This window comes from Burkholderia sp. Tr-20355 (genome assembly GCF_017104685.1).
Classification (GTDB): Bacteria; Pseudomonadota; Gammaproteobacteria; order Burkholderiales; family Burkholderiaceae; genus Burkholderia; species Burkholderia seminalis.
The window spans coordinates 75,027-94,954 of record NZ_JAAGPK010000008.1; the positions used below are offsets into that span (position 1 = coordinate 75,027).

Annotated in this window: 17 protein-coding genes; 10 read left to right on the top strand and 7 right to left on the bottom strand. The window is 67.0% G+C overall.

The features are described from left to right. Positions 1–4 precede the first annotated feature (4 nt). From tagF to G3N62_RS03320, 3 genes are all read right to left on the bottom strand, one after another. Complete coding sequence (tagF, locus tag G3N62_RS03310) at positions 5–994, bottom strand: type VI secretion system-associated protein TagF (RefSeq protein ID WP_034187515.1); 990 nt, start codon at positions 992–994, stop codon at positions 5–7. Next, positions 991–4,935, bottom strand: a complete 3,945-nt coding sequence (gene tssM, locus G3N62_RS03315; RefSeq protein ID WP_034187514.1) for a type VI secretion system membrane subunit TssM — start codon at positions 4,933–4,935, stop codon at positions 991–993. Before tssM ends, tagF begins: the two co-directional genes overlap by 4 nt. Before the next feature lie 301 nt (positions 4,936–5,236). Then, positions 5,237–6,082 carry a M15 family metallopeptidase gene (locus tag G3N62_RS03320; RefSeq protein WP_034187513.1) on the bottom strand — a complete coding sequence of 282 codons (846 nt, stop codon included), beginning with the start codon at positions 6,080–6,082 and terminating at the stop codon, positions 5,237–5,239. A gap of 121 nt (positions 6,083–6,203) precedes the next feature. Between G3N62_RS03320 and G3N62_RS03325 the strand changes: the two genes are divergently transcribed. Together G3N62_RS03325 and G3N62_RS03330 are read left to right on the top strand one after the other, a co-directional pair. Beyond that, entirely contained in the window at positions 6,204–7,163 is a 960-nt protein-coding gene (locus tag G3N62_RS03325) for a phage tail protein (protein ID WP_124670901.1), read from the top strand. 207 nt (positions 7,164–7,370) lie between these two features. Then, positions 7,371–8,399: a transporter gene (locus tag G3N62_RS03330; protein ID WP_034187535.1), complete on the top strand. Its 1,029-nt coding sequence runs from the start codon at positions 7,371–7,373 to the stop codon at positions 8,397–8,399. Positions 8,400–8,541: 142 nt separating this feature from the next. On the opposite strand, the gene G3N62_RS03335 is transcribed toward G3N62_RS03330, so the two are convergent. Next, positions 8,542–10,710 (bottom strand): M1 family metallopeptidase, encoded by a 2,169-nt coding sequence (locus G3N62_RS03335; RefSeq protein WP_124670900.1) that lies wholly within the window; start codon positions 10,708–10,710, stop codon positions 8,542–8,544. Here G3N62_RS03335 and G3N62_RS03340 point away from each other — a divergent pair. The 5 genes from G3N62_RS03340 to G3N62_RS03360 all read left to right on the top strand — a co-directional run bounded on the left by G3N62_RS03340 (position 10,709) and on the right by G3N62_RS03360 (position 14,584). Continuing rightward, positions 10,709–10,930, top strand: a complete 222-nt coding sequence (locus G3N62_RS03340; protein ID WP_185733117.1) for a hypothetical protein — start codon at positions 10,709–10,711, stop codon at positions 10,928–10,930. The two genes, G3N62_RS03335 and G3N62_RS03340, sit on opposite strands and share 2 nt — an antisense overlap. Positions 10,931–11,350: 420 nt before the next feature. Then, on the top strand, positions 11,351–11,848 hold the full coding sequence (locus G3N62_RS03345; RefSeq protein ID WP_034187510.1) for an LEA type 2 family protein: 498 nt from the start codon (positions 11,351–11,353) through the stop codon (positions 11,846–11,848). 153 nt (positions 11,849–12,001) lie between these two features. Further along, a complete protein-coding gene (locus G3N62_RS03350) occupies positions 12,002–12,334 on the top strand; it encodes a YegP family protein (protein ID WP_034187509.1) in 333 nt (110 codons plus the stop codon). A gap of 136 nt (positions 12,335–12,470) precedes the next feature. Beyond that, the gene (locus tag G3N62_RS03355; RefSeq protein WP_034187508.1) at positions 12,471–13,604 is read left to right on the top strand and encodes a class I SAM-dependent methyltransferase; all 1,134 of its coding nucleotides are present in this window, start codon (positions 12,471–12,473) and stop codon (positions 13,602–13,604) included. 89 nt (positions 13,605–13,693) lie between these two features. After that, positions 13,694–14,584: an SAM-dependent methyltransferase gene (locus G3N62_RS03360; RefSeq protein ID WP_034187534.1), complete on the top strand. Its 891-nt coding sequence runs from the start codon at positions 13,694–13,696 to the stop codon at positions 14,582–14,584. A 20-nt stretch (positions 14,585–14,604) separates the two neighbouring features. Here G3N62_RS03360 and G3N62_RS03365 read toward each other — a convergent pair whose 3' ends face one another. Together G3N62_RS03365 and G3N62_RS03370 are read right to left on the bottom strand one after the other, a co-directional pair. Next, positions 14,605–15,177: a DUF1415 domain-containing protein gene (locus G3N62_RS03365; RefSeq protein ID WP_034187507.1), complete on the bottom strand. Its 573-nt coding sequence runs from the start codon at positions 15,175–15,177 to the stop codon at positions 14,605–14,607. Between the two features lie 76 nt (positions 15,178–15,253). Then, the gene (locus tag G3N62_RS03370; protein WP_034187506.1) at positions 15,254–15,874 is read right to left on the bottom strand and encodes a TetR/AcrR family transcriptional regulator; all 621 of its coding nucleotides are present in this window, start codon (positions 15,872–15,874) and stop codon (positions 15,254–15,256) included. A 218-nt stretch (positions 15,875–16,092) separates the two neighbouring features. Here G3N62_RS03370 and G3N62_RS03375 point away from each other — a divergent pair, with 218 nt between their 5' ends. The 3 genes from G3N62_RS03375 to G3N62_RS03385 all read left to right on the top strand — a co-directional run bounded on the left by G3N62_RS03375 (position 16,093) and on the right by G3N62_RS03385 (position 19,577). Next, positions 16,093–17,376, top strand: coding sequence for an MFS transporter (locus tag G3N62_RS03375; protein ID WP_034187533.1), 1,284 nt, complete (start codon positions 16,093–16,095; stop codon positions 17,374–17,376). 157 nt (positions 17,377–17,533) lie between these two features. Further along, positions 17,534–18,139: a nitroreductase family protein gene (locus tag G3N62_RS03380; RefSeq protein ID WP_034187505.1), complete on the top strand. Its 606-nt coding sequence runs from the start codon at positions 17,534–17,536 to the stop codon at positions 18,137–18,139. A 187-nt stretch (positions 18,140–18,326) separates the two neighbouring features. Continuing rightward, a complete protein-coding gene (locus G3N62_RS03385; RefSeq protein WP_034187504.1) occupies positions 18,327–19,577 on the top strand; it encodes an Hsp70 family protein in 1,251 nt (416 codons plus the stop codon). 102 nt (positions 19,578–19,679) lie between these two features. Here G3N62_RS03385 and G3N62_RS03390 read toward each other — a convergent pair whose 3' ends face one another. Continuing rightward, positions 19,680–19,883: a cold-shock protein gene (locus tag G3N62_RS03390; RefSeq protein ID WP_006477070.1), complete on the bottom strand. Its 204-nt coding sequence runs from the start codon at positions 19,881–19,883 to the stop codon at positions 19,680–19,682. Positions 19,884–19,928 lie beyond the last annotated feature (45 nt).

Sequence of the window (19,928 nt, forward strand, 5' to 3'; positions counted from 1 at the left end):
CCCGTCAGCCTCCGATGAACGCTTCGCGGAACGCGTCGATGGCGACGCGCAGCGAGAGTTGCGGTTGGTCGAGGTAGCTGACGAGCTTGCTGATCTGCTGATCGTTTTGCGCATGGGCGTCGATCCACTCGGGATCGTCGATGTCGATGTTGTGGGCGGCGTAGGTCTGCGGGTCGACCACGCTCAGCAGCGTCTTGGAAGACGCGCCGTTGAAGCCGATGATCAGCCGTTCGCGTTCGGCGATCGTGCCGATGAAGATCGCGAGCTCGAAGTCGGCCTGCGCGACGAACGGCGTGATGAGTTCGAGCCAGAACGCGGCGACGAGGCTGCGGTAGAACGGATCCACGGGCAGCGGTAGCGTGAGCCCGCGCTCGATGTGCGACGAGCCGCTCTGCATCACGGGCCGCAGCAGCGAGCCGAGCGCGAGCATCGCGCCGCGCAGCCGCACCGGATGGCCGCTTTCGAGCAGCATCTGCTGCAGGCCGTACAGCGACTGATGTTCGACGAAATCGTTGAAGGTACCGTCGTGCGACGTACCGGGGCCGCCGACATCGATCGGCACCTGCGTGTCGCCGAGCGCCTGCAGCGCGCCGGGCGGCTCCTCCTTCGCGAGCAGCGCCGGCATCTGCGCCGCCACGCGCGACCACAGCCGCGCGAACGCGAGCGGGCTGCGCGCGAGGAACGCGAGCGGCCGGTCGACCTCGAGCGCGGTCGCGCCGAGGAACGGGAAGCGGCGCATCGACACGTCGTGGCTCGCCACCATGTGGCCCGCGATCGCGAGCTTGCTGCGCGAGCCGATGAATGCGAAATGCATCGGCTTCGCATCCTCGTAGACGATCTTCCAGCGTGGATCTTCCGCAAGCAGCTCGAGCGCCTGCGCGATCCAGCGATCGAGCGTCTGCAGCAGCTGCGGATTGTGTGCGCTCTTGACGAAGTCGCCGCGCGACGGAATCTTGCCGAAGTAGGCGATTTGCGCCTGAACGGTTTGCGTCATTGCGCCCCCTGTGCATGCGTTGCGTTGGCGGCCGCGACGGCCGGCGCGGCGGCCGGCGTGCCCGTGCCGGCGGACTGCGTTGCGTTCAGCGCCGCGCCCGCGCTCGCGTCGGCGACCGACGACGGCAGCTGCAGGCCGCGCAGGCTCTGCTGCTGCGGCTGGTCACCGCCGCCGCCGGACGGTTGAGACGTGCTGATGATGCGCATCGTTACCGACACGTTCACGCTGCCCTGCGCCCACGTCAGGTCGAAGGTGCCGTCCGGGCGGCGCTTGCGCTGCGCCGAGTTGATCAGCTTCTCGAGACCGTAGCGGCCCGGCTCGTTGACGAGCTGCACCGTGCGGCCGTCGAAGGTCGTCGCGGACAGCGTCGCGCCCGGCGAGCCCTGCGGGTTCGGCCAGACGAAGTTGGTCCACTGCGGCGGCGTGTTGCGGTAGCGCAGTTGCTGGCCGTCGATCGCGATCGTGTATTCCGTCGTGCCCGTGCTCGGCTGCGGCAGGATCTGGAACACGGTCTGCGGCTCGGACGACGCGGCCGCGCTGCCGGCGGCGCCGCCCGCGAGCGGTGCGACCCAGCGTGCGAAGCCGTTCGTGAAGTCCGGCGTGAGCCCGATGCCCATGTCGCCCCACGTGCGGGCGGCGAGCGTGTCGCCGCGGCGTACCGCGAGCGGCCCGAGCGTCGTGCCGACGAACTTCGCGATCGAGCCGTCCGGACCGAACACCTGCGCGATCTCGCCGGCGCCGGCCTCGACCTTGGCGTTCGCCGCGAACGGGTACTTCGTCGCGAGCGAGTTCTGGAACGGCTGGTAGACCTGCGCGTTCCACACCTTGTTGACTTCGGCGCTGGCCGGCTGGATCACGACCGCGAACGCCTGCATCAGCGGCCGCACGAGCAGCGGGCGCAGCGACTTGCGTTGCGAATCGGTGAGGCCCGTCAGCATCTGCTCGTCGACGAGCTTCAGCGAATCGGCGAGCTCCGAACCGTTGCCGTCGAGCGTCTGCTGCATCAGCTGGCGCGCGCCCGGGCCCGGGTCGCCCTGGTTCTTGATCACGTTGAAGCGGGTACGGACCTTCGACAGCGAATCCATGTAGCCCTTGAGCATCGACGTGCCGTCATGCGTCGCGACGATCCGCGCGAGCCCGATGAACTCCTGGCCGATCGGACCCATCGGCACCTCGGCCGGATTGCCGTTGATGTCGATGTTGGCCGCCGCCACCTGGCCGGCCTGCGAGCGCGTGAACAGCTGCTTGACCCAGTTCACCACGCCCGTCTGCGCCTTCTTGATGGCCACGTTCGCGAGCGACGGGTTGTCCCACGACGTCTGGTCGTACGCGGTCTCGAGGATCTTGCGGATCGGCGAATCCTGCGGGTCGCCGAGGCGGTTCATCCCGTCGACGGCCTGGCCGAAGCTGCTGAAGCCCTGCACCGCGATGCCCTGCATGAACTTCTGCCAGTGCTGCGCGTACTCGGTCTTGTACATGCCGACGAGCGTCTTCTGGATCTGCTCGGGGCTGCCCTCGAGCGTCAGGTCGTCCTGCGTCGACGTGTTCAGCACCCAGTCCTTCGCCTGCAGCTCCTTGGTCGCCGCGTCGCGGATCGCCGGCTGCACGTAGTCGAACCACGCTTCGCGCGTGAACGTGCCCGGAATCGCGTAGCTGCCCGCCACGAGGGACTGGTTGCCGTCGCCGACGATGCGCGCGATGGTCATCGGCGCGAAGCGGGTCGACGCGCGCGCCTTGATTTCCTCGTAGACGCGCTGGCGGGCCGGCATGCCGCGCACGACGCGGCGCAGGTTCTCGCGGGTCTGGTCGACGAGCGCGAGGTTTGCGTCGATCATCGGCCAGTCGTCGTCGTTCACGCGGGACAGGTAGAACGAGATCATGCGCTCGGCGCTCTTGATCATCTCGTCGCGCGGCATGTTGCCGCGATTCGTCTCGAGCCAGCCGCGCCAGAAGCGGGCGAGCTGGTCGGTCAGGTGCGCCTGCTCGACGTGGCGCTTGTCGGACAGCATCAGGTACGTCTTCAGCGCGTTGTACGCGTCCTGCACGTTGGTCGGCGACGCGTCGCTGTAGAGGCCGCCCTGCGGTGCGGCGGGCTGTTGCGCGGCGGCCGGCGCGGGGCCGGACGCGGCCAGTGCGGCACCGGCCTGCGGCGCGGCGCCTGCCGCGTTGGTCGAGACCGGCAGCGTGCCGCCCTGCACGGCGCCCGATTCGGGCGGGCGCGTCATCGGCACGAGCTGTTCGGGGTGCGCGTTCACGTCCTTCATGAACGACGCGAGGTTCTGCGACACCGGAGCCAGCAGGATCTGGCGCACGCCGTTGTAGTACTCGGTCAGCAGGTGCTGCTCGAGACGGTCGCCCTGGTACAGGCCGAGCGACACGGACAGCGGCTTGTCGCGGCGGAACTGCTCGAGCTGCTCGATCCGGTCTTCGAGGATGTCCATCGCCTGCAGGCGCGACTGCAGGTCGTTGCGGCCCTGTTGCAGGCGCGTGACGTTGTCGAGGTCGGCCTGCACGTTCGACACGAGTTGCTGGTTGCCGATCGTGGACCAGGTCCAGCCGCCGAGCGCGAGCGCGAGCGCCGCGACGAAGCCGAAGAAGGTGGCGTAGCGCAGCCGTGTCTTGGTCGGGCTCGCGAACTGGCGCACCGTCTGGCGGTCGGCGAAGATCACCTTCGAGAACAGGTCGCGCAGGAAGAAGCCGTTCTTCGAGAAGGCGCTGTGCGGCTTCGGCAGCGCGTTTCCGTCGAGGCCGAAGCGGTGCGCGATGCGCTGCGCGGCCGCGCTGTTGGTTTCGCCTTCCTGCAGGGCGCTGGTGAAGTAGAAGCCGCGGAAGATCGGCTTGTACTGGAACGGGTTGTTCTCGAACAGCGTCGCGAGGAACGCGCGCAGCGACGGCTTGATCGTCGAGAATTCGAGCGGGAAGCTCAGCTGGCCCGGCGACAGCTGGTTGCCGCGCGACAGCGACAGCTGCGCGACGCTGATCTCCTTCAGCCCTTCGTAGAGTTCCTCGAAGTGCGTATCGAACTGCGCGACCACGTCGCGCTTGTCGTCGGGCTCGTAGGGCAGGGTGGCGCCCCACACGCGGTCATACTCGTGCTTGTCGCTGCTGCTGAAGAATTCGGTGAAGCCGGTGATCAGGTCGGCCTTCGTGAACATCACGTAGACCGGCGCGAACACTTCCAGCTTTTCCGTCAGCTCCTGAACGCGCTGGCGGAGGTTTTTCGCGAGGTTGATCGCGAATTCGGGGCGGTTGCCGGTGAGTTCGGCGATGCTCGCGGTGACGATGATGCCGTTGATCGGCGCCTTCGGGCGATAGCGCTTGAGCAGGCCGAGGAAGCCGAGCCACTCGCTGCGGTCTTCCTCGTGCACCGAATAGCGGCCGGCCGTGTCGAGCAGGATCCCTTCGGTCGTGAAGAACCAGTCGCAGTTGCGCGTGCCGCCGATGCCGTGGATCACGGCGCTGTTCTTGTCCGCGAACGGGAATTGCAGGCCGGAGTTGAGCACGGCGCTGCTCTTGCCCGCGGCCGGGTTGCCGATCACGATGTACCACGGCAGTTCGTACAGCGCGGAGCCGCCCGACACCTGGCCGATCTTCGACGTCTTGATCGTCTTCACCGCATCCGACAGGCGCGTGCGCAGCACGTCGAGGTCGGCGGTCTTCGAATCGGGGGCGAGCGCGGCGGCGGCGGGCGCGGCGATCTTGCCGGTTTCCGCCTGCTCCTCGAGCACCTGGCCGAGCTGCTGGTTCGCGCGCTTCACGCGCCAGCGGCGCCACAGCGCGACGACGAGCCACAGCGCGAGGATCGCCGCGAACGCGATCGCCGCCCACAGGAGCGGCAGCTGCAGCATGTCGGCGACGATGAAGAGAATCGCCGCTAGCGCGACGATCCCGACAATCGAGAGCGTACGCGGATGAGTCAGCACGTTGAGGATGCGTTGCATAGGACGTTCAGGTTCCGGTGCGATTCGGTGAGGCGACGCAGGCGCGCCGAGCGGCAAGGGTGGCGCCGCGATGTGTCGCCATGCTGTCAAACGGGATGAAGGGGGCTGGCATCAATGCGCCCGCGGCATCGGAGAAGGCGCGCGCATTAATGAAAGGACGCTGTGAGATTTAAAACGGAAGCGGCGGCCGGAAAAAATCGCGCACCGGAATGCCCGATTTTTTGCGTCGCCCGTATCGTTTCCTGCCGGGATATTTAAAAGCCCCATGCCGCCCTCATTATTTCCTGTCCGGCAGCCCTGGCTAGCTGCCGCGTCCCAGTTTAAAACCGGGTTTATGGTATTCCACGTGCCCGAGATCCATCATTTTCCATCGGCCGCCCCAGGTCAGGCCGACTTGCTCGGCGACCTGGCCGTACAACTCGTAGCCGCGCATCGCCCAGGGATCTTTCTCGGAAATGACCAGCTTGCCGTCGCGCAGGAATGCGTTGTCGGCCGCCAGCCCGAATTGGTGATAACTCTGGAAGGCCGCCGCGTTGGTCACGTTGCTGCCCATCTGTGCCAGCCGGTTCTGCCGTTCCGGGCTTCGGTACCCTTCCAGCAGCGCCATCTCATAACCGTGCTGTTCGTGCATGATCTTGTAGACCAGCAGCAGACGCGTACGGAAATCCGGGTCCAGCAGGTTCCAGTCGCGGCTCGCATCCTTGAGTGCCGGGCGTATCTGCTCGACTTCCTTGGTGGCGAAGACTTCCGGCGGCAGCGGCGGCGGCGGTACGAGCTGCTCGCCCTGCAGCAGCGCGGCGATCTTCTCGTCGGGCACGCGCGCCGTGTCGTCATACTGGAACAATTGCCGGCCGCGTAAAGCAATGGCGACCAATGGCGGCGTCGCAAGAATACCTGCCGATACCATAATCATCAAGCGCCGTCGAACCAGTAAATTTTGCACATCGTTTAATGCGCCGCGCGTAACGCTTGCCGATTTAACAATCTGACTCCGCGTGCGCGCGGCGCGATCGTTCGCGCGGCGCGTAAGACGGCCGTGAAACTGGGCGACGGATTCGAAAACGGTCGCGCGGATACCCGGTAAAAGCAACAGTGCCGCAACCGCAACGGCAAGGGCGAAATAGGCGACGAGTGCGACGGCAATCAAGGAAATCCCCGGAAATTGGAATTGATTGTGTTTTGCAATGCTTGCTCTTAGAATCAGGCTGCTTCGAGAGGCCGGGCTATATTATCGCGGTGAATTAAACCAGGATTCAATGAGACGCTGAATGAGTGCGCCGGAAAATTCAAATTCGAAAACTCCGCCCAGCCTGCTGTCCGATACTAAACCGGCAGGCGAGGGAGGACCTCAGCAGTCGCGCATTCTCGCGAATCTGGAAGGACGTGTCACGCCGCCCGCCGAACCCCCGCGCCGTTCGCTGAAGGCGCCGATCGCCGCCGTCGTCGCACTGGTGGTTGCCGTCGGCGGCTGGGGTGCGTGGCGCATGCAGCAGCACTCGGGCGAACCGGTCGCCGCCGTGACGGCCGCCGCCGAGCCCGCGGCCGCCGCGCCGGCCAAGGCTGTACCGGCCAGCAACGCCGTCGCGCAAGTCGCGCAGAATGGCGCATCCGCCGCGTCCGCCGTGCAACCTGCCACGATCGTCAACGACGATTTGGCATCCCAGGCCGTTGCCTCTGCATCGTCCGCGTCCGCCGCCGACGGCAGCCGCCTGTCGCGCGCACTGGCCAATGGCGCCGACGACGCATCGGGCGCAGCCACGGCCGGCGCGGCTGCAGCCGCCACGGCCGCAGCAGCCGCGACGACGAAGACCGCGAAGGCCGACGCCACGAAGAGCACGAAGGTCGCGGCGCACGGCAAGGCCGACACCAAGGCCGAGGCCCGCAAGCATCGCAAGGAACAGGAGGCGGAGCTCGCGCAGGCGAAGAAGCGCCGCGACGCGGCCGCGACCCGTACCGCGAAGGCGGCCGGGAAGGACGATCCGGATGCCGACCTGCTCGCGGCGCTCGTCGCGCGCACGAAGCCGGCCGACAAGAAGCTCGCCGCGCAGAAGGGCCAGGCCGTGCCGACCAAGACGGCCGCGACGTCCGGCTCGCTCGCGTCGCGCGTGAAGGAATGTTCGGAGCGCGGCTTCTTCGAAGATCAGCTGTGCCGCTGGCGTGTGTGTGACGGCCACTGGGGCAAGGACCCCGCGTGCCCGAGCGCCGCACAGTCGGAGACGCGGCAGTAACGCGCGTTGCGCCTGCCGCCGCGCTTGGTCCGCGCCGCCCGTTGGGCGGCGCGTTGCTTTTGGGGGCGAGCAAGCTGCCGGTATGATGCGGCCTGATGCTGTCACGAGCGCGTCACGCCCGTCGGGCATACGTCTCCATTCCTTTCCCGGCGCGGGCCCGCGACCCGCGATGTGCGGCGCGTCGCGCGCCGCACGACCTTCGACACGATGGACCTGATCGTACAGACTTACGGCGCCGATACGTCCGGCATGGTGTGCGGCTTCCGCTTCGTGCCCGGCGGCGCCGGCGCGACGCTCGACGCCGACGCGGCCGCCGCGTGGCTGCGCACGTGCCGCGAACACGGCACAGGCGCGTCGGGCGATTTCGTCTGGCTGCATTTCAATCTCGCGCATGGCGCGAGCGAGCGCTGGATGCGCACCCATCTCGGGCTGCCCGACAGTTTCTTCGAATTTCTCCACGAGGGGTCGCGTTCGACGCGCATCGAGCAGGAAGACGGCGCGCTGCGCGCGGTCGTCAACGACGTGATGTTCAACCTCGAGCTGACGCCGTCGGAGATCGCGACGCTGTTTGTCCACGTCGAGCAGCGCATCATGGTGACGGCGCGGCTCAAGCCGCTGCGCTCGGTGGACACGCTGCGCGCGTGCGTGCGCGACGGCGAGCGGTTCAGGTCGCCCGCCGAACTGCTCGTGCACCTGCTGCGCGACCAGGCCGACCTGCTGATCCAGATCATGCGGCGCACGAGCGTCGACGTCGACCGCATCGAGGATCGCTTCCTGTCGCAGCGGCTCACGTCGAGCCGTATCGAGCTCGGTGCGATGCGCCGCACGCTGACGCGCCTGCAGCGCATGCTCGCGCCGGAACCCGGGTCGATCTTCCGGCTGCTTGCGAAGCCGCCCGCGTGGCTGCACCTGGAAGACGTGCAGGAGCTGCGCGAATCGACCGAAGAGTTCTCGCTCGTGCTCGCCGACCTGGCGGGGCTCAACGAGCGGATCAAGCTGCTGCAGGAAGAGATCGGCTCGCGTCTCGACGAGCAGAACAACCGGACGCTGTTCACGCTGACGCTCGTGACCGTGATCGCATTGCCGATCAACATCGTCGCCGGCTTCTTCGGGATGAACGTCGGCGGCGTGCCGTTCTCGGAAAACAAGCACGGCTTCTGGCTGATGGTGCTGCTCGTCGCGGGCTTCACCGCGCTCGCCGCCTGGTGGGCATTCCGGCGTCGCGACGACCGCTAGCGACGCATCGGCGCCGCGGCGCGGTCGCGCGTGCGTCGGGCGGACGAAAAAAGGGCCTCGCATGCGAGGCCCGTCAAAGGTCGGAGAAGCCGGTACGCCGTCCGGCGCCGCAGGCTGCGCGGCGCCGGACGGCTGCGCACCGTTACTGCGTCACTACCTTGCGCGGCTTGAAGATGCCCTGGTATTGCAGTGCCGGGCGTTCCTTCGTCGTCAGCTCCACGCCGCCGAAGGTCGGCGTCTGGCGCAGCTTCATCGCGGCCGGCGAAGCGACCGAGCCGATCGATGTCGAGCGCGAAGCCGGCGCGAGATTGTTCGCGACGAGCAGCGCGGCTTCGCTCTTCAGGTTCGCCAGCAGTACCGGATCGGTCGAGCCGTTGACCTGCGTGAGCAGCCCGCTCCAGGCCGCGTCGCTGTAGTTCACGACGTAGTAGTCGAGACCGCTCGGGTCGGCGACCACGCCCGTGCAGCCGTCGATCCGCGTCTGCGTCTGCGTGTCCTTCAGCGCGAGCGTCGTGCGTTTCGCGAGACCCTGGCCGTACGCGAGCGTGATCGGCACCGTCCACTGCAGGCCCGGATACGCGTTCTTGTTCGGGAACGGCTGCTGTTTCAGCGTGACGATGGTCTGGTTCTTCGTCAGGTCGCACTGCGTGTCGAGCGAGATCAGCGGCACGCCGGTCTGACGCACGTAGCTGTCGCCGATCGGGCCGACCGCCTGGCCGCTTTCCTTCGACAGCGCATCCCACAGGCGCTTCGGCGTACCGTTGCCGAACGAGTAGTCGACCAGGTACTGCTGCAGACCCTTGCGCAGCGTCTGCTCGCCGAGATAGTTCTCGAGCGTCTTCAGCACGTGACCGCCCTTGTCGTACGTGAACGCGCTGGCGCTCAGCACGAAGTCGTTCGACGCCCAGCCGTTGAAGTTCGGCGCGACCGGGAACGCGTTCGGGCCGATGTCACGATTGATCACGCGGTACTTGTTCTTCACCTGGTCGAGCCAGCTGAACTCGTCGGGGAAGAACTGGATCGTGGTCTTCGTCTCGAAGAACGTCGCGAACGATTCGTTGAGCCACACGTTGTCCCACCAGTCGGTCGTGACGAGATCGCCGAACCACTGGTGCGCGACTTCGTGCGTCAGCACCTCGTTGCCGTAGTGCGACATCGGCTGGCCCGGCTGCGGCAGGATGTCGTCGGCGAACTCGAGGATCGACCCCCAGTTCTCCATCCCGCCGAAGTTCAGGTCCTTCTGGTCCTTGAACGCGTCGTTCGCGGCCACCGTGTCGAACTTCGTGAGCGGCAGCGCGATGCCCGTGTAGCGGTAGTAGAAGTCGAGCGCCTGCTTGGTGCGGTCCATCGCCGGCTTCGCCCACTCGCTCATGCCCGGCGGCGTGAACACGCGAAGGTGCAGGCCGCCCTTGCCGCCCGGCAGCGGGCTCGTGAAATCGTCCTCGTAGGTGTCGAACATGCCGCCGCCGAAGAACAGCAGGTACGACGGCATCGGCGGGGTCTTCTCGAACTGCACGAGCTTGTAGCCGCCGCCGACGTTGGTCGACGGCTTTTCGGCCGCGTTCGACACGACGCGCCAGCTCGACGGCACTTCGGCCGTCACTTCATAGGTCGGGCGGAAGGCGGGCTCGTCCCAGCCCGGGAACCACTGGCGCGCCAGGTTGGTTTCGCCCTGCGTCAGGATCGCGCCGCTCGTCTTGCCGTCGGTGCCCTTCAGGTCGACGCGGAACACGCCTTCCGCGGCCGAGCAGCCCGGATACGGATCGTCGCCGCAGCTGCCGCCCGTCTTCGTGCCCGGATCGTCGTACGACTTGAAGTTGATGATGCCCGACCACTCCATGTGCAGCGAATAGGTGCCCGGCGAGATCGTGCCGCTCACGGGCCGCAACTGATAGAAGTCACCCTTGTCCTGCGGCGTCGCAATCAGCTGGATATTGCCCGGCTGCAGCGTGATGCGGCCGTTCGTGAACTTGATCCGGTGGCCGGCGATCACGATGTTGTTGACCGGCTTCAGCACCTTGATTTCGACGTCGGCGCGGCCGTCGAACGCGTTCAGCGCGTCGTTCGGGCGGAACCACAGCCGGTAGTTCACGGGCACCACGGTGTCCGGCAATTCGACAGGCGATACGCTCTTGTCGACGTTCGATGCGCTCGGCGGCGCGGTGACGGCGGGCGACGAGCCTGAATGCGGCGTGCCGGCGGAGCTGAGCGCGGAAGCGGAGCCCGCACCGCCGTCGTCGCCGCCGCACCCGGCGAGTGCCAGTGCGGCGACGAGCGGCAGATAACGCATCTTGCGAATATGGATCGACATGACTGAAACCTCGATTGTTGAAGGAATCGTTCAGTGCTGCGAAAACGCCGGCAAAAACCTTCCCCTCGCCGTTAATCAACGGCGAAAAAATGGCAATGACGGATTATTCGAAAAGACGGTAGCCGACTACGTGAAGGTAATCATGGTTTACTGCCCCCTCTGGATTTCCGGATATTGGTTAACTTGCCAGTTCAAAATGGCCGGACGCGTGTTGTACTGAATTGATTTCGCGCGCACGACACGGGGCCGCGCGCCCGGTGGGGCGCGCAATCCCTTTGAACCGACGACCTACGGGGCTGGCCGGGCCAGGCCGCAGGACGGAAGGAAGGCGGGTTGCCATTCCGTAAATGCGCCGTCATGCGGCTTCAAGGTTTGTCGGCTTGCTCCAAGGATGCGTAAATATACTTGATGGTTTTGGGTAAAGGAAACGAAAAATTTAGAAAGAGCATCTATTGAATTCTCCGCGCTTCATTGAATGCTGGAAGTCATTAATTCGCTTTCCGTTTAGCTGATGATTTCGTAGTTTTAATCTATTAACGATCTTGGGCTGCCGCGAAAACTACGAAATCCGGCGTGGAGCGGCACGCTCGGTACAATGCATCGACGACCCGCTCACCGATCGCCGCGAGGAGGCCCTTCCATGCCACGTACCCTGTTCCGTTTCGCGCCGCTGCGCGCCGTGCCGATGCTGTTCGCCGCCGTGCTGCTGCTGCTCGGCGGTTGCGCGGGGCTGACGCGCGACCCCGTGCGCGTGTCGGTCGCGGGGCTCGACCCGCTCGTCGGGCAGGGGCTCGAGATGCGCTTCAACCTGAAGCTGCGCGTGCAGAACCCGAACGATGCGCCGATCGAGTACGACGGCATCTCGGTGTCGCTCGACCTGAACGGCACGCCGTTCGCGAGCGGCGTCAGCGATCGCGCGGGCACCGTGCCGCGTTTCGGCGAAGCGGTGCTCGACGTGCCGGTGTCCGTGTCCGCCTTCGCCGCCGCGCGGCAGGCGTGGAACCTGCCCGGCGCGGCCGCGAACGGCGAACTGCCGTATGCGCTGCGCGGCCGACTCGCCGGCGGCGTGATCGGCACCGTGCGCTTCAACGACGCGGGCACGCTGCGCATGCCGGTCATGCCGGGGTGGGGCGGGTAGGCCATGCGGTTTCCGGTAACGTCGCTCAAATGTCAACGAAAATTGACGATTTGACGGTCTTCAATGCTTATCGTCGCGTGAGGTCGATTTTTGCGGGCGTTGCCCCTACACTTGCCGATGTCCGAGGGCCGGACATTCTTCCAGGAGCAAACCATGGCGGCAAAATTCGAGATCAAGAAAGCCACGAACGGTCAGTACTACTTCCACCTGAAGTCGGCGAACGGCGAGATCATTCTCGCGAGCGAGCGGTACGAAGAGAAGGGCAGCGCGAAAAACGGGATCGCATCCGTGCGGGAAAATGCGCCGCTGGACGAGCGCTATGAGCGCAAGCTCGCCCACAACGGCGAGCCGATGTTCAACCTGAAGGCGGCCAACCATCAGGTCATCGGCACGAGCGAAACGTACAAGAGCGTGCAGGGCCGCGAGAACGGCATCGCGGCCGTCAAGCGCGATGCGCCCGGCGCGGAAGCCATCGATCTCGCCTGACGGTCGATCGCGCCGCGACGCATGCTTTCGGGCGGGCGTCGCGGCGCCCGTTTTGCCGGTCCGGGCAAAGCGCGGTATGGTGTGGTCCGCGCGGTGAATTCCCGCCGCCATCGATGCCAACCGTAACCGAGTTCGCGTGACCGATTTCCCCGTTTTCCACTGGACCGACGCCGACGGCGCCGATCATGCCGTGCGCTGGCGCTCCGAAGCCGGCGTGCCGCCGCCCAAGCGTGCGGTGCCCGCCGACGATCGTCTTGCCGCCGACGCGGCTTACCGCCTTGCTTGCGAGGGCACCGCGCTCGTCTGGCAGGGTGATTTCCAGAATGCGCGCCAGCTCGTGCAGGCGATGGCGCGCCGTGTCGAGCGCAAGCCGAAGAAGGCGAAAGCCGCGGCCGGCGTCGACGCATTCAACCTGCATCGTCTCGCGCAGTCGCAGCGTGCGCGCACGCTCGGGATGCTGCTGATCCCGCTCGACGCCGACTACACGATCCCGCTGCGCCGTGCGCCCGACGTGCGTGCCGCCTGCGAGGAGGCGTATGGCCCCGGCGGCGCGCCGTCGGTCGTGTCGCTGCGCGAACTGCTCGGTCTCGTCGGCGCGCATGAGTGGCGCAAGAAGGGCGTACCGATTCCGGCGCTCGGCGGCGCGCCGATCCACCCGCACTATGGCGTGTTCTCGCCGGTGCGCGGCGAATACGTCGACCTCGTCGCGCGCGCGCCGCTGCCGGCGACATCGCTCGCGTTCGACATCGGCACCGGCACCGGCGTGCTGGCGGCCGTGCTTGCGTCGCGCGGCGTCGAGCGCGTGGTCGCGACCGACCAGGATCCGCGTGCGCTGGCGTGCGCACGCGAGAACGTCGCGCGGCTCGGCCATGCGAGCCAGGTCGACGTCGTGGAAGCCGACCTGTTTCCGCCCGGCCGCGCGCCGCTCGTCGTCTGCAACCCGCCGTGGGTGCCGGCCCGGCCGAGCGCGCCGATCGAATACGCGGTCTACGACCCCGACAGCCGCATGTTGCGCGGCTTCCTCGCGGGGCTCGCCGCGCATCTCGAGCCGGGCGGCGAGGGCTGGCTGATCCTGTCCGATTTCGCCGAGCATCTCGGCCTGCGGCCGCGCGAAACGCTGCTGCAATGGATCGACGAAGCCGGCCTCGTCGTGCTCGGCCGCGACGACATCCGCCCCGCCCACCCAAAGTCGACGGACGCCGACGATCCGCTGCACGCGGCACGCCGCGCCGAAGTCACGTCGCTGTGGCGGCTCGGCGCACGAGCCTGACCGCGCATTTTCGGTAAACTGTCGCCATTCCTCACGAATTCCCGCCGCCGGGCCGTGGTCGACCGACCGTGGCCCGGCGCCGCATCACGATGTCGAACAAGACCCACGAAATCCGTCCGGAGCAGTCCGTCGAGCTGCTGAAGGAACTGCACATCCTCACCCGCGACGGGAAGCTGAACCAGGACAGCCGCCGCAAGCTGAAGCAGGTCTACCACCTGTTCCAGTTCATCGAGCCGCTGCTCGCCGGCGTGCAGGCCGACCAAGGCAACGTGACGCTCGTCGATCACGGTGCTGGCAAGTCGTATCTCGGCTTCATCCTGTACGACCTGTTCTTCAAGCAGCAGCCGGGGCACGGTACGCCGGCGTTCGCGTCGCACGTGTACGGGATCGAGACGCGCGAGGAGCTCGTCACGCGCTCGACCGAGCTGGCCGCGCGGCTCGGGTTCGGCGGCATGTCGTTCCTGAACCTGTCGGTCGCCGACTCGATCACGTCGCCGCGGCTGCCCGAAACCGTCGACGTCGTCACCGCGCTGCATGCATGCGACACGGCGACCGACGACGCGATCCGCTTCGCGCTCGCGAAGCGCGCGCAGCACATCGTGCTGGTGCCGTGCTGCCAGGCGGAAGTCGCGGGCGTGCTGCGCAAGAACAAGGGCAAGTCGCTCGCGAACGCGCTGACCGAGGTGTGGCGGCATCCGCTGCATACGCGGGAATTCGGCAGCCAGATCACCAACGTGCTGCGTTGCCTGCAACTCGAGGCGCACGGCTACCAGGTCAGCGTGACCGAACTGGTCGGCTGGGAGCATTCGATGAAGAACGAGCTGATCATCGCGCAGTACAAGAACCTGCCGCGCCGGCGGCCCGGCGAGCGGTTGAACGAGATCCTCGGGATGTTCGGCCTTGCCGAACTGAACGAGCGCTTCTTCGTGGCGCAAGCCGCGCGAGCAGGCGGCGAGGCCGCCGAGCCGGCCGAAGGCTGACGCACGGCCCGCGCGGCGCGTCAGACGTCGTCGCCCGGCCTGCGCATCCATTCGCGCCAGCCGTCATGGCCGAGGCGGCGCAGCGTTTCCTGATTCTTTTCGTAGATCGCGGACGCGTCGGGAAACGCGTCGACCGCGCGTGCGATGCTGTCCTCGCGCAGCAGATGCAGGATCGGGTACGGCGCGCGGTTCGTGTAGTTCTCGATGTCGTCGGGCGCGGTGCCTTCGAATCGGTATTGCGGGTGGAAGCTCGCGATCTGCAGCACGCCGTCGAGCCGCAACTGCTGCACCAGCCGTTCGGCAAAGAACAGTGCGTCGTTGTAATCGACGAAATCGGCAAACGCATGCGGGAAGATCAGCAGCGTCGTATCGACCTGCCGCGGGTCCGCCGCATCGAGCGCGCGCAGCTCGGTCTCGAGTTCGGCGAGCGCATCTTCCAGCGTCGTCGCGTCGCTGATCGCGTAGCGCACCTGTTCCTTCACGTAGACGCTTTTCGCGAACGGGCACAGATTGAGCCCGATCACCGCGCGCGCGAGCCAGTGCCGGGTGGCGGCGAGGATGTCGTCGTGCGATTCGGGGCGGGTGTCGGTCATCGTGAAACCAGTCGGGCGGAAGAACGGCGAGGGCCGCATTGTAGCGGGCGCGCCGCGCGCCGGCGCATGCGCCGCGTCAAGCGCAGGCGGCTTCGATCAACTGCGTGACGAGCGCGGGCGCGGTGCCGATCGGCGTTTCGCCGTGCCGGTACGTCTGGCTCGCCGCATAGATGCCTTCGACCACCAGCGCAAGCGCGTCGGCCAGCGCCTTCGGCTGCCGCGCTCCGGCGCCTTCGCATAGCGAGACGAGCCGTTTCATCAACTGTTCCTTGTTTTGCGCGACGCGCTCGCGCGCCGGGTGCGACGCATCCGGGAATTCGGCGGCCACGTTGACGAACGGGCAGCCGCGATAGTCCTTCTGCGTCGCGCGCTCGGCAAGATCGACGAAATACTGGATCAACTGCGCCTTCGGCTGCCCCGGGTGCTTCGCGGCGCTCGTGTCGAGCCGCTCGAAGAAGCATGCGTCCATCCGTTCGAGATACGCGAGGATCAGCTCGTCCTTCGACGAGAACTGGCGGTACAGGCTCATCTTGTTGACGCCCGCGCGCTCCACGACCGCCTCGACGCCCACCGTTCGCACGCCTTCCCTGTAAAACAGCTCCTCGGCGGCACGCAGCAGGTGCTCCTGTGCGGTGGCGCCGTCGATCGGCCGGCGCGTACGCCGCGCCGGCGGTTTGTCGATCTCGATGCCCGACATGATGACCCTCGACTACGTGATGAATTGCTTGACATGTTACCGACTGGTAACTACGATCGCAACACACTTGTGACCGGTCGGTAACAATCGCACCGGATCGACAGACGAATGCCAAGCGTCGGCCCGGGTCAGCCGACGTTGCAATGCGCGGCGGAGGTGGCCTGATCGGGGCGGAGCAGGTGCGATGGCGCCGGAGCCGCCAACTGGAGAACGCGAAGATGAACTGGGCAGTGACACGAATCAGCGGGCGCTTCCACTACGGATGGCTCGCGGCGGCGGTGGTATTCCTGATCCTGCTGGCGGCAGCCGGCACGCGTGCGACGCCGAGCGTGCTGATGGTGCCGCTCGAGCGCGAGCTCGGCTGGAGCCGGGCGGCGATTTCGCTGGCGATCTCGGTGAACATCGCGCTGTACGGCCTGACGGGCCCGTTCGCGGCCGCCGCGATGCAGCGCTTCGGGCTGCGCCCGACGATCCTCACCGCGCTGGTGACGATGAGCGCGGGCGTCGCGCTGTCGTCGATGATGACGCAGAGCTGGCAGATGGTGGTGATCTGGGGGCTGATGGTCGGCTGCTCGACGGGCGTCGTCGCGCTGACGCTGTCCGCGACCTTCGTCACGCGCTGGTTCCATGCACGGCGCGGCCTCGTGATGGGGATCCTGACCGCGAGCACGGCCACCGGCCAGCTCGTGTTCCTGCCGATGCTCGCGGCGATCGCGCAGCGCCACGGCTGGCGGCCGGTCGTGCTGGTCGTCGCGGTGGCGGCCGCGATCGTGATTCCGCTGGTGGCGTTCCTGTTGCCCGAGCGGCCGGCCGACGTGAAGCTGCGCCCGTACGGCGAGCCGGCCGACGCGCCGCCCGCGCCCGACGCGACGAAGGAGAACCCGCTCGCGGTCGCGTTCCGCACGCTGCTGATGGCGAGCCGTTCGCGCGACTTCTGGCTGCTGTTCTTCAGCTTCTTCATCTGCGGCGCGAGCACCAACGGCTACGTCGGCACGCACCTGATCGCGATGTGCAGCGACTACGGGATGACCGAAGTGCAGGGCGCATCGCTGCTTGCGGCGATGGGGGTGTTCGACCTGTTCGGCACGACGCTGTCGGGCTGGCTCTCCGACCGTTACGACAACCGCGTGCTGCTGTTCTGGTACTACGGGCTGCGCGGGCTGTCGCTGATCTATCTGCCGCATGCGTTCGGGATCGATTTCTTCGGGCTGCCGCTGTTCGCGATGTTCTACGGGCTCGACTGGATCGCGACCGTGCCGCCGACCGTGCGGCTCGCGACCGATGTGTTCGGCAAGGCCGCGGCGCCGGTCGTGTTCGGCTGGATCGTCGCCGGCCACCAGCTCGGCGCGGCGTTCGCGGCGCTCGGGGCCGGGCTGCTGCGCGCGAGCCTTGGTACCTACACGGTCGCTTCGATGATCTCGGGCGGGCTGTGCATCGCCGGCGCGCTGATCGTGCTGCGGATCAACCGCGGCCCGTCGCGCGCGGCCGCGCAGGCGGCCTGATTGCGGTGAACGCGGCCGGCCGCGCAGCCTGCGGCCGGCCAATGCACGCACGGAGATTTGCATAGCGCGGCGGGAGCGGGCGCGCCGCCGCTCAAGCGGGTATGCTTGCGGTTCGCCGGGCGTTCGCGCCCCTTCATCGATGTCAGCGAGGAACCGCATGTCCGTCAAACCTGCTCCCACCACTGTTTCGATTCACGATCTGATCGCAGGCCGCTGGAGCCCGCGTGCCTATTCGGACGAGCCCGTCAGCGCCGGCGATCTGCACGCCGTGCTCGAAGCGGCGCGCTGGGCGCCGTCCGCGTACAACGCCCAGCCGTGGCGTTTCATCGTATTCGATCGCGCGCATGACGAAGACGCATTCAAGCGCGCGTTCGCGACGCTGGTGCCGTTCAACCAGGGCTGGAATGCGCCGGCGCCCGTGCTGATCGCGGTGACCGCGCACACGTTGACGCCGAAGGGCGAGCCGGCACCGACCGCGTCGTACGACGCGGGCGCCGCCGCGATGTCGCTGGTGCTGCAGGCGCATGCGCTCGGCCTCGCGGCCCACCAGATGAGCGGTTTCGATACGAAGGCGTTTCGCGACGCGTTCGCGATTCCGGCCGACGTCGCGATCCTGTCGATCATCTCGCTCGGCCACTACGGCAACGTCGACAAGCTCGATCCGGTGCTGCGCGATCGCGAAAAGGCGCCGCGTACGCGCCATGCGATCGGCGAAGTCGTCTATGCGGGCGCGTGGAAGAAGGGCTTCGACGCGGCAGCCTGACCCCGCAGGCGGCGGGCTGCGTCCTGCATCCCGCCCGTGTGTGTCCCTGGCGCGCCGCGGCGCGCGCCGTCGCCTGCCGCGCCCGCCGCGCGGCACCGGTGGCCCGCCCCGGTTGTGATCCAGCGGGCTTCATGTTAAAAAGCCCGTCCTTTCCGTTTTCGCGCCGGCCCTGCTGCGGCAATTTCCCATGACTTACTGCGCGATCGATTTCGGCACGTCCAATTCCGCCGTGGCGCTGCCCGACGGCGACGGCATGCGCCTCGCGCCCGTCGAGGGCGACCACCTGACGCTGCCCACGGCGATCTTCTTCAACAACGACGAGGAAACGGTCGAATACGGCCGTGCGGCGCTGGCTTCCTATATCGACGGTTTCGACGGCCGGCTGATGCGCTCGATGAAGAGCATCCTCGGCTCGCCGCTCGCGGAGACGACGACCGATCTCGGCGACGGCAGCGCGATCGCGTACACCGAAATCATCGCGCGCTTCCTGACCCACCTGAAACGCAAGGCCGAAGCGCGCGCGGGCGCGCCGATCGGCCGCGCGGTGCTCGGCCGGCCCGTGTTCTTCGTCGACGACGATCCGCGCGCCGACCGTCTCGCGCAGGATCAGCTCGCGGCGGCCGCGCAATCGGTCGGTTTCGCGGACGTTCACTTCCAGTACGAACCGATTGCCGCCGCGTTCGACTACGAATCGCGCCAGCAGGCCGAGCGCCTCGTGCTCGTCGCGGACATCGGCGGCGGCACGTCCGACTTCTCGCTGGTGCGCGTCGGGCCCGAGCGGATGGCGCGGCTCGAGCGCAAGGACGACGTGCTGGCGCACCACGGCGTGCACGTCGCGGGTACCGACTACGACCGGCGTGTCGAACTGGCGGCGATCCTGCCCGCATTCGGCTACCGTTCGCTCGACCCGGAAGGGCGCGAACTGCCGAACAAGATCTACTTCGATCTCGCGACCTGGCACCTGATCAACACGGTCTACACGCCGAAGCGGCTCGGCGAGCTGAAGCTGATGAAGCACCTGTACCAGGACGTGCGGCAGTACGACCGGCTCACGAGCGTGGTCGAGCAGCGGCTCGGGCATGCGCTGATGGCGCGCGCGGAAGAGGCAAAGATCGGCGTCGCGGCGGGCGGGGAGACGATGATCGACCTGAACGACGTGGAAGAAGACCTGCTGATCGCGTTCGACGCCGATCGCCTCGTCGATGCGAGCCGTGACGACACCACACGCATCGTCGACGCCGCGCGCGAGACGGTGCGGCTTGCGGGCATCGCGCCGCGCGAGGTCGGCGCGCTGTACTTCACCGGCGGTTCGACCGGGCTCGCGTTCCTGTCGGGTGCGCTCGCGGGCGCGTTTCCGGAGGCGCAACCGGTATTCGGCGACCGCCTCGCGAGCGTCGCGACGGGCCTCGGCATTCACGCGCAGCGATTGTTCGGTTGAATGGCGGCAGGCGGAAGGGCGTAGCTGCCATCCCGCATCGGCGCCCAAAAACAAAAAGCCCCGCCGAAGCGGGGCTTTTTTACACGAATTATCGCGCCAAGCTTAGACCGGACGGATGTTCGCAGCTTGCAGACCCTTCGGGCCCGTCTTCACTTCGAATTCAACCTTCTGGTTTTCTTGCAGCGTCTTGAAGCCTTCGACGCGGATTTCCGAGAAGTGCGCGAACAGATCGTCGCCGCCGCCTTCCGGGGTGATGAAGCCGAAGCCCTTTGCGTCATTGAACCACTTGACGGTACCGGTTGCCATGTTACTTGTTCCTAAAAAGATAAAACGGGGCCGAAGCCCATGGGG